Source organism: Ameyamaea chiangmaiensis (genome assembly GCF_013376175.1).
Lineage (GTDB): Bacteria > Pseudomonadota > Alphaproteobacteria > Acetobacterales > Acetobacteraceae > Ameyamaea > Ameyamaea chiangmaiensis.
This window is the reverse complement of the sequence record NZ_JABXXR010000248.1, coordinates 1-2,616: the sequence shown is the minus strand read 5'-3', so window position 1 is coordinate 2,616 and position 2,616 is coordinate 1. Positions and strand designations below refer to the sequence as shown.

The following is a 2,616-nucleotide window of genomic DNA, read 5'->3' as shown; positions in this document are numbered from 1 at the left end:
CGAAGCCCCGCCAGCGCCGCCGCCATGCGACACGCGCTGATAGTCGGCCGGCGGCGCGAACATCGTGCTGGCGATCGGGGCGTAGGTGACCGTCGTCGCTTCCAGACGGCCGCGCATGCCATCGGCATCCACCCCGTCCTCGCGCAGAATGACGCCGTCGTCGGTCACACAGGCGGTCGCGTTGCCCTGACGGGCGGTGATCCCCCATTCGGTGCAGGCCTGCCCGGCCTGGCTGGACGCACCCTTGCGCGTGAATTGCATCGACAGATCGAGCAGGAACGGATTGCGCAGACCCTCGCGCGGGTTGAACTGGGTGTAGACGCGCTGGCGATTGAGCACGACCGTCACCTGCTGGGCCGTGCGATCGAGAATCGTGGCGCCGACGCCGTTGGGCCCGTCGACGCGCAGGCGCGCGCCCTCGCCCCCGAAATAGACCCGCACGGCCTGCGGCTGCGGCGCGCCTTCGTGCGTCACGGCGTAATCGACCGTGACGTCGCGCGTGGGCATCAGGCGGGGGTGGTCGGCCTGTTGCGCGTGGGCAACGGGCAGGCCGATCATCACGCCCAGGCACCCGAGCGCGCCGAAAAGTCCACTCTTGTTCATCATCCTGCGTCCACCGCTGTCCCTGTCCACTACGCGCAACCCAAACCCCGCCCCGCCGGCAAGTCAAGCGCCCCCGCGCAGCCTGTCCACTTCGTCACGCAGGCGCGCGGCCCCGCTCGCGACGGGAAAGCGCACCGGCTGCCCGATGGCGCGCGCCAGCGCACCGCGATAGGCGTCGGCCGGAATCTCGACGCAGCCGAAACGCGCCAGATGCGCCGTCCCGAACTGCGTATCCAGCACCGTAAATCCGGCGATCCGCAGGCGCGCCACCAGATGCACCAGCGCGATTTTCGACGCGTCACGCTGGCGCGACACCATGCTCTCGCCAAAGAACGCCCCGCCGAGCGACACCCCGTACAACCCGCCGGTCAGCGCGCCGTCGGCCCATACCTCCACGCTATGGGCATGGCCGCGTGCATGCAGCGCGCAGTACAGCGCCGCGATGCGCGGGCTGATCCACGTGCTCTCCCGGCCCGGTCCCGGCTCGGCGCAGGCGGCTACCATACCCGCGAAGTCATGGTCGATGCGCACCTCCGGCACGCCGGACGCCAACCCCGCGAGCACCGTGCGCCGTAACCGGCGCGGCAGGTGGAACCGGTCCAGCGGGATCACACCGCGCATCGGCGGGTCGAACCACTCCAGTTCGTCCGACGCCGCGTCAGGGGCCATCGGGAAGTAGCCCGCCGCGTAAGCGCCCAGCAGCAGATCGGGCGTTACTTCCATCCGTGCCCTCCCCTGTCGCGCATGACCCCCTCCGCCCTCGCCTCGTCCGGCACCCCATGTTACGCTCGATCGATAAAAAGACCATGTGAGGAGACACCATGTCGGCCGATCGTCCGCGCCTGATCCGCGACCAGATCTATCCCGCCGCGGCGGAAGCCAGGCTTGCCGAACTGTTCACGACGCCCGCGCCGCCCACCGGGCCCGCCGACACCGCGACCATGCTCTCGCTCGCGCGGTCGTTCGAACCGGCGGCGCTGCTGATCAGCCACGCGACCCGCGCGGACGCCGCCTTCATCGCCGCCCTGCCCGACAGCGTGAAGGTCATCGCCTGCGTCAGCGTGGGAATCGAACATGTCGATATCCCCGCCGCACGCGCACGCGGGATCATGGTGACCAACACGCCCGACGTGCTGACCGACTGCAACGCCGATCTGGCGATGATGCTGATCCTGGGCGCCGCGCGGCGGGCATCGGACTATACCGCGGTGATGCGCGCGGGCTGGGGCCGGGGCTTCGGCATGGCCGAGATGCTTGGCATGCGCGTGACCGGCAAGCGTCTGGGCATCGTCGGCATGGGGCGGATCGGACGCGCGGTGGCCCATCGGGCGCGCGGGTTCGACATGACGATCCTCTATCACAACCGCCGCCCCCTCGGCCCGGATCAGGAACAGGGGGCACAATATTTCGCCGACCTGCGCGACATGCTGCCGCACTGCGATATCCTAAGCCTGCATCTGCCCGGCGGCGACCAGCCGGTCATGACGCGCGAGACGTTCGCGCTGCTGCCCAAAGGGGCACTGTTCGTCAACGCGGCCCGTGGCGCGCACGTGGACGAGGACGCGCTGATCGACGCCCTGCAGAGCGGTCATCTGTTCGGCGCGGGGCTGGATGTCTATCGCAACGAGCCCAACCCCGACCCGCGCCTTCTGGCCCTGCCGAACCTGTTCATGACACCGCATATGGGCAGCGCCACGCACGAGACGCGCACCGACATGGCGTGTCTCGCCTTTGAGAACGCCCGCCGGGTCATTGCCGGCGAGACACCCCTGACCCCGGTCAGCGGCTGAGGACGTCCCACCATGCTCAGACTCATCACCATCCAGCTCGTCGCGATCGCCGTGTTTGCCCTTTTCGCCCTGCTCGCGCCCCATTATCGGGGCATGGCCGAGACGGTCATGACGTGCTTCGGGCTGTTCGCGCTGGCCGAAGCGGCCCTGTGGCTGGCCCTCGACGCACGGGACCAGCGGCGCGCGCGTGTCGCCGGGCGTGCCTGACGCGCGGCCCGGCCAT

Annotated in this window: 4 protein-coding genes; 2 read left to right on the top strand and 2 right to left on the bottom strand. The window is 69.7% G+C overall.

The features are described 5' to 3' along the window. Positions 1-606: hypothetical protein (locus tag HUK82_RS15925; RefSeq protein ID WP_176614869.1), on the bottom strand; the 606-nt coding region annotated here is incomplete at its 3' end. A gap of 60 nt (positions 607-666) precedes the next feature. Beyond that, entirely contained in the window at positions 667-1,326 is a 660-nt protein-coding gene (aat, locus tag HUK82_RS15920; protein ID WP_176614868.1) for a leucyl/phenylalanyl-tRNA--protein transferase, read from the bottom strand. Between the two features lie 98 nt (positions 1,327-1,424). Here aat and HUK82_RS15915 point away from each other — a divergent pair, with 98 nt between their 5' ends. Both HUK82_RS15915 and HUK82_RS15910 read left to right on the top strand, forming a co-directional pair. Beyond that, positions 1,425-2,393 carry a 2-hydroxyacid dehydrogenase gene (locus HUK82_RS15915; protein WP_176614867.1) on the top strand — a complete coding sequence of 323 codons (969 nt, stop codon included), beginning with the start codon at positions 1,425-1,427 and terminating at the stop codon, positions 2,391-2,393. Positions 2,394-2,405: 12 nt separating this feature from the next. Further along, positions 2,406-2,600 carry a hypothetical protein gene (locus HUK82_RS15910; protein WP_176614866.1) on the top strand — a complete coding sequence of 65 codons (195 nt, stop codon included), beginning with the start codon at positions 2,406-2,408 and terminating at the stop codon, positions 2,598-2,600. The last annotated feature ends 16 nt before the right edge of the window (positions 2,601-2,616 follow it).